This window comes from Vibrio ordalii ATCC 33509 (genome assembly GCA_000257205.1).
GTDB classification, from domain to species: Bacteria; Pseudomonadota; Gammaproteobacteria; order Enterobacterales; family Vibrionaceae; genus Vibrio; species Vibrio ordalii.
In genome coordinates this window covers 66,907-73,650 of sequence record AEZC01000134.1, presented here as the reverse complement: position 1 = coordinate 73,650, position 6,744 = coordinate 66,907, and the positions used below count along the sequence as shown (strand labels likewise).

Here is a 6,744-nt window from a genome sequence, read left to right as displayed (position 1 = left end):
GGCGTTAATCTAACCTTGATATCAAGGTTTATACCCATCTATAGCAAGCTAGACCATTATTACTTTTACTCAATCTAGTTTGTTTGTTTAACGCAGCTAAGGTGTTAAAAATGAAAATTGTTATAGCTCCAGATTCTTATAAAGAGAGCCTAACGGCGATGGAAGTCGCCACTGCGATAGAGAATGGATTCAAACAAGTGTTGCCCGATGCGCACTACATTAAGTTACCGATGGCCGATGGCGGTGAAGGGACGGTCCAATCACTGGTTGATGCTACTAATGGATCGATTGTTACCACAACGGTGACGGCGCCGCTAGGTGAACAAGTCGAGGCTTTTTATGGCTTAATGGGTGATGGTAAAACAGCGATCATTGAGATGGCGGCTGCATCGGGCTTACACCTTGTGCCGCCAGAGCAACGCAACCCAATGCACACCACCAGCTACGGTACTGGTGAGCTGATTAAAACCGTGCTTGATCAAGGTGTTGAACACATCATCATCGGCATTGGTGGTAGCGCAACCAACGATGGTGGCCTCGGCATGGCGCAAGCCCTCGGCATTCAACTGCTTGATTCAGATGGCAATCCATTAGGCTTTGGTGGCGGTGAATTGTCGAAACTGGCCTCAATTGATCTCTCGCAGCTTGATCCACGCTTGGCCCGCATCAAACTGGAAGTCGCCTGCGATGTCGATAATCCACTGTGCGGCGTACAAGGCGCTTCGCATGTCTTTGGCCCACAAAAAGGAGCAACACCTGAGATGGTCGCGCAACTTGATGACAACCTTGCGCATTATGCAAACATCATCAAAACGCAATTAGGCCTTGATGTGAAAGAGATGCCGGGCGCTGGCGCAGCAGGCGGTTTAGGTGCGGCGCTGGTTGGTCTACTAGGAGCGAGCCTTCGTCCGGGCATTGAAATTGTGATGGATGCCGTGAACCTTAGCGATGTAGTAAAGGATGCCGATTTAGTCATCACTGGGGAAGGACGCATTGATAGCCAAACCATCCACGGTAAAACGCCAATCGGTGTTGCGCGCACTGCCAAACGTTTTTCCGTGCCAGTGATCGGTATTGCAGGCTGCTTGTCAGCAGACTGCGCCGTTGTTCACCCACATGGCATCGATGCGGTATTCAGTATCGTTCCACGCTCGGTCGACTTGCCTACAGCCCTTGCCGAAGCGGCGCAAAATGTAGAAATGACCGCGCGTAATGTCGCGTGTGTTTTTAGCTTGTCTCGCAAGTAATACCCCTTTTTAAAACAGTAAGCCGAGCTAGAATGCTCGGCTTACTTTAAAACTATAAGTGATCAATTACAGCGGCTAATTGTTCACAAACTCAATCACTACCAAGGGCATCAATCAAAAATTAGAAGCGCATATTGGCCGAGATCCAGAAATTACGTGACTGGTGGATCACGTTATAGTGATCTTGCTTACTACCGATATAGCTTCCATCACCGTTTTGCGTCCACTCCACATCATAGGTAGAAAAATCTTTATCAAACAAGTTGTTGATTCTTGATGAAATCGTTAGATCCGATGAAAGATCCCACGTACTGCCTAAATGGAAGATTTCAAAATCTTTGTAGAAAAGATCATTGCCTTGGCTATCTTGACCTTGGTAACGATCAGAGTTCGCTTCCATCACAAGATAAAGTGCGAAGTCTTGATTCGCTTGCCAGTTCAAGGTGGTATTAAGCATGTTCTTCACCGGGTTGCTGGTTAATGGCTTGCCTTTGCTCACGCCACTCTTAATTTCAGAATCTGTGTAGGTATAATTGGCTTTCAACGAAAGTCCGTAAGGCATTACATAGCGACCCGCCAGCTCTAAACCTTTCACTTCAGCATCACCAACGTTATCTTTGTAGCTCAGCTTATAACCACTATTAAGTGCATTCCAACTCGCAGCATCGACATTTGTACAAGCCGAATTTGATGCATTCTCATAGCAGTTATGAATACTTTCTATTTTATCTTTAAACTCGCTATAAAATAGTGTGGCATTGAATGTGTGGCCTTGTGGCAAGCTGTAATAAACGGCAAATTCACTATTGACCGAGGTTTCTGGTTGCAGATCTGGGTTACCAACCCATGGGCTTGTTCCTTGTCCGCCAAAACCTGTGATCCCCGCATACAAATCGGAAGTTTTAGGTGTTTTATACCCCGTTGATACACCACCTTTTAGCGTCCAATCGGTAGTGAGGGCATAGACCGCATACAAACGAGGTGAAACATGACTACCAAAAGTGCTGTGATGATCATAACGTGCGCCACCTGTCAGTGACAATTCATCTGTCAACTGCCAGCTATCTTCAGCAAACAGTGAATACTGCTTATGTTCTTGCACTGCGCCTGCTTGATAACCACTGCTTAGCATACCAAACACGCCATCTTCCATTTCAGAGTCGATCAACTGTCCACCGACCACGACGAAGTGATCGCCGAACGGCATTTCTAATTTCGCATCTAAGGTGGTACTTGCACTTCTCAACTCACGTTGTGGACGAGGCAGCAATTCAGACTCAATCCAAGCTATCGTCTCATTTTTTGAAGATGAGACTTTTTTACTCGCAAGCTCCTGACGCTGTTGTAAGCTCAGCGGCAAAGAACGACCTAAGTTTTCGGTCACAACATGTGAAAGACCCACTTCGGTACGGCCAAAATCCCATTTAGCAATATGAGTCAGCGAGATTTGATCACGTAATGTTCTTTCCGTTGGCGCATAACCAACACGTGCATTTTTATAAATCGTATCGGCAGAATCTGTCGTACCAAATTGTGATTCACTGTTATCGTACTTTTGACGAGAAGCATCATAGTCAAGCAACAGTTCATTGTTTTCATTAACTAGAAATGTCAGACCAAAACCCGCTGACCAATTTTGATTATCTGATGTTTTGCCACCACCACCAAAGGTGGTCGAGGGTTGGAAGGCGGAGCCATCTGGTGCTGTCGTAGCTGCATAACTGGGTGTCGATTCGGCTTTGTCGTAGAGACTACCTCTTAATGAAAGGTACAGTTTATCTTCAATCAGAGGGCCAGAGCTGAAGAAATCGGTAGTGGTAACATCACCTAATGCAGAATTTTCTTGCAGTGTGCGACTATGAGAAATCGACCCGCCCCACTCGCTATTGGCACGTTTGGTGATGATATTAACGACGCCACCCATCGCATCCGCGCCGTATAATGTTGACATTGGACCGCGCACTACTTCAATCCGCTCAATCATATCAAGTGGCGGAATGTGCGCCATTTGGAAACCGACGAAGTTATTGGGATAGAGATCACCGCTATTGTTCTGACGCTTACCATCAATCAACACCAACGTATAGTCCGAACCCATGCCTCGAATGCTGATGGTACTTTGCCCACTCTTGTCCTGACTTTCACCAATGTCAACGCCTTCGACATTTCGCAACGCATCAAGCAAGTTAGTATAAGGCTGTGTACGCAACTCCTCTGAGGTGATCACAGTAACACTTGCAGGCGCATCAGTCAGTTTCTGCTCAAAACCAGCCGCAGTACCACCATGACATCGTCAGATTGATTCTGCGCATGAGCAATAAAAGGCAAATGAGATAGTGATGCAATCGCAATCGCAATCGCTAAGCTCGTTTTACGAGTCAACAACATCGGTTTATTCCTTTTTTATTCGATGAACCACCTCGATAGCCTTAAAGGCTTCAAAACGGTTAAGTAAAATAACTCGCAGAATTTAACTGATAACAATTATCAATTGTATTTACTTTACAATCTTTACACTGTTTTAGGGAACTTTTCTCAATGGAGGGATCGCTCACAAGGAAAGGTAAAGACAAGCTCAAGCCCCGACACACTATAGGCCTTGATCTTACCTTGCATTTTATCAATCGACTGGCAAACGATAGAGAGACCCAATCCATACCCAGAATCAGAAGAGGAGCTTTGCTTTGCTTGATAAAATGGCTCGAAAATATGCGCTAAATCTGCAGGTGCTACTCCCGGTCCATTGTCAGAAATGCTGATCTGTACATACTGTTCATCAAGCGTTACTCGCACGACAATAGCGCACTGTGGTCCAGCATATTTGACCGCGTTGGTTAAGACATTATCCAGCGCGCTTCCAAGCAAGACCTTATCGGCTAAAATCCAAGGCGCTGATTGAGAGGCGATAAATGTTAAACGTTGCTCTGACTGTAAATGGCATTCAAACTTCGCCGTTTGCTCAGCAAGGTAAGCGTTGACATCAAGTGGAGTCAATACAATATGTAGATGCTCACTATCTAGGTGGCTAAGCTCTAAGATCTTTTCAATCATCGAGTTCATCAGATGCGATTCATGCTCTAACTGATCAAGGAAGAGTTGAGCGCTCTCATCCCTGTGATCTTTTTTGAGCAAGTGCAACAAGAGCAGCTGGCGGGCAAGAGGGGTTTTCAACTCATGAGACAAGGTTCGCACTAACTTTTTTTGTTCGCCAATGAGTCCTTCAATACGTTCAGCCATACGATCAAAATCGTGTGCTAATTGCTGAAATTCAATCGATGAGCGACCAAGCTGCTGCGCGACTCTCACTGATGTTTCCCCTTGAGATAAACGGTGGCTAGCGGATCTTAAACCCGTCAGCGGCAATTGAAGTTGCTTGGTTAACACCCACGAGATAATACCTAAAATCAATAAACTGATCATGAGGTTCAACGCCCATAGATAATAAGCCGAACGCCGAGCTGGGTGCAGTTCCCAAGGCAGTTGAATCATCAATTGATGTGCATCGCGTAGAGGGATACCAATCATGGGGCGCGACACCTTATTGCCCATCGGCTCATCCATTCCCCTCTGGTAATGCATCTTTTTCTGTACGTGCGGGTGAACCTCTCGCCCGCCAATCGCCTGCAGATGCTCATCAACCACGTACAGTAGATACTTCTGTTTTTCTTCCCACCGAGCAAGATCCTGTGCATTGCTTTGCCGTAATAGTGTATCGGCCTCATCCGAGAGCACTTGAAACTCTCGATGTATCGCAGTGGGTAAACGTAAAAAGTGTTCTAATAACAGCACTTCTATCGCGGTGTACGAAGAGAGAAGCAGCACCACGCCAACCGATAAATGCATAAACAGTTTGACGACTAGGTGCTGTGATACGGTGCGAAAAATGCGTTTCGCCCTCGCCCAGTCCTTAACCATTAACCATTAACCAGTTCAAATTGATAGCCAGAGCCTCTTGCGGTGCGAATGGTATTTTTTGAAAAACCCGCTTGGGTTAATTTACGGCGAATATTGCTGATGTGCATGTCTAAATTGCGATCAAATGGGCTTAACTCTTTGCGTAATACTGTATGTTGTAATTCAGCTTTCGATACCACTTTTTGCGGATGCGCCGCTAGGTAGGTCACTAAATCCAGTTCAGTCTGAGTGAAAGGTAAACGGCGTATTTGTATGACGTGTGAATCAAGTTCATCCACACACGCTTGCATACGGGGTTGGTAGCGCTGCTTTTCCAGCGCTACTCGTCTGAGAGTGGATTTAATTAACGTCAACAGCTTAACAATGCTGAAGGGTTTCGCTAGGTAGTGATCTGCGCCAGCATCATAGCCTTCAATTTTGGCTGATTCGTCACCGAATGCACTGATCATCACAATCGGTGTAGAAAATCGTTGGCAGATACGCCTTGCGGTTTGTAATCCATTCAGCTTGGGCATCATCACATCAAGCAAAACCAGATCAAAAGGCTGAGATGCTAATAGCTCAAGGGCTTGCTCACCATTTTGCGCGCTCATCACTTGGTAGCCTTCCAAAAGCAGGACAGATTCGATCAACTGACACATTGCAGGATCATCATCGGCAACTAAGATATTAGGCATAATCAATAAACATATAAATAAGAATAGTTATTATTCTATTTATTATTAATATGAATACAAGTCTAGTATGATCAATTCGCTAAAGTAAATTGCCAACGCTGCCAAGGTAAAGTGCGCTCAAAGCCGCGGTCAAAACGCTGAATGGGATCAACCAGTAAATAACGAGAAAACTGCGGCAGGATCTGCTTTAGCTGCTTGCTTTGAGCTCGCGTCGCAATAACCCAAGCACTAGGATCTTGCTCAACCCATTGTTTCAACTGATTTTTATCTTTTTGATTCCATTCTAATTCTGGCTTAAATAAATGACCGTGCACATACAAAGAGTAACCCGCAGCAAAGTCCAATAATGCGGGGTCGAGTAACACGACACTCTCGATCTCTTGGTCAAATAAAAATTGTTGATTCGCTAACATAAGCGCCGTAATCGCAGCCGCTGATTGACTTTGGTTATCCGCAATACGCTGTGCATGTTGCGGAAATAGTTGTTGCAAATCTTGGCTGATAATATTGAGCATTGTGGTTAAATTGACGGGATTGAGCCACACATACGGCGAAAGTGAGCCCTCTTTATCACGCAACGATGCAACCGCTTGCGCTCTGGGAGAAATGGCTTGCGCAGCATCAATCGGGACAATATGTACGTTAAATTGACGCACCTGAGGATAGATAGGATCTTGCGGCCAAATCGATGCAATGGTCACTGCAGCAAGCGCAGATCGTGCTTTTTCCGCGACCTCTTGCTGATGGCTTGTAAACCAACTGAGATGGCGATTCAAACTAAAACGCGGCGACGGTAGGTAAACTGCAGATTGATCAGTACCCTGCAGCAGTTGGCTGGTGAGCAAATAAGTCGCTGGCAGTGAAGTCAATACACTTTGATTCGCAGACGTATAACCACTCAAAGA

The 6,744-nt window shown here is 45.6% G+C and carries 6 protein-coding genes; 1 reads left to right on the top strand and 5 read right to left on the bottom strand.

The annotated features are described in order from the left end of the window. Window positions 1-110 precede the first annotated feature (110 nt). Entirely contained in the window at window positions 111-1,247 is a 1,137-nt protein-coding gene (locus VOR_RS0110015) for a glycerate kinase (RefSeq protein WP_010319572.1), read from the top strand. 121 nt (window positions 1,248-1,368) lie between these two features. Here VOR_RS0110015 and VOR_RS17860 read toward each other — a convergent pair whose 3' ends face one another. From VOR_RS17860 to VOR_RS0109995, 5 genes are all read right to left on the bottom strand, one after another. Beyond that, window positions 1,369-3,474 carry a TonB-dependent receptor domain-containing protein gene (locus VOR_RS17860; RefSeq protein WP_010319571.1) on the bottom strand — a complete coding sequence of 702 codons (2,106 nt, stop codon included), beginning with the start codon at window positions 3,472-3,474 and terminating at the stop codon, window positions 1,369-1,371. A 23-nt stretch (window positions 3,475-3,497) separates the two neighbouring features. Further along, the gene (locus tag VOR_RS18735; RefSeq protein ID WP_155815358.1) at window positions 3,498-3,635 is read right to left on the bottom strand and encodes a hypothetical protein; all 138 of its coding nucleotides are present in this window, start codon (window positions 3,633-3,635) and stop codon (window positions 3,498-3,500) included. A 147-nt stretch (window positions 3,636-3,782) separates the two neighbouring features. Beyond that, entirely contained in the window at window positions 3,783-5,162 is a 1,380-nt protein-coding gene (locus VOR_RS0110005) for a HAMP domain-containing sensor histidine kinase (protein ID WP_010319570.1), read from the bottom strand. Then, on the bottom strand, window positions 5,162-5,839 hold the full coding sequence (locus VOR_RS0110000) for a response regulator transcription factor (protein WP_010319569.1): 678 nt from the start codon (window positions 5,837-5,839) through the stop codon (window positions 5,162-5,164). Before VOR_RS0110000 ends, VOR_RS0110005 begins: the two co-directional genes overlap by 1 nt. 71 nt (window positions 5,840-5,910) lie before the next feature. Beyond that, window positions 5,911-6,741 (bottom strand): metal ABC transporter solute-binding protein, Zn/Mn family, encoded by an 831-nt coding sequence (locus tag VOR_RS0109995; RefSeq protein ID WP_162097692.1) that lies wholly within the window; start codon window positions 6,739-6,741, stop codon window positions 5,911-5,913. Between the last annotated feature and the right edge of the window lie 3 nt (window positions 6,742-6,744).

Bases quoted from the DNA above. Each gene is read 5' to 3' on its own strand.
- VOR_RS0110015 (WP_010319572.1), top strand. From the start codon at position 111: ATGAAAATTGTTATAGCTCCAGATTCTTATAAAGAGAGCCTAACGGCG.
- VOR_RS18735 (WP_155815358.1), bottom strand. From the start codon at position 3,635: ATGTTGTTGACTCGTAAAACGAGCTTAGCGATTGCGATTGCGATTGCA.
- VOR_RS0110005 (WP_010319570.1), bottom strand. From the start codon at position 5,162: ATGGTTAAGGACTGGGCGAGGGCGAAACGCATTTTTCGCACCGTATCA.
- VOR_RS0110000 (WP_010319569.1), bottom strand. From the start codon at position 5,839: ATGCCTAATATCTTAGTTGCCGATGATGATCCTGCAATGTGTCAGTTG.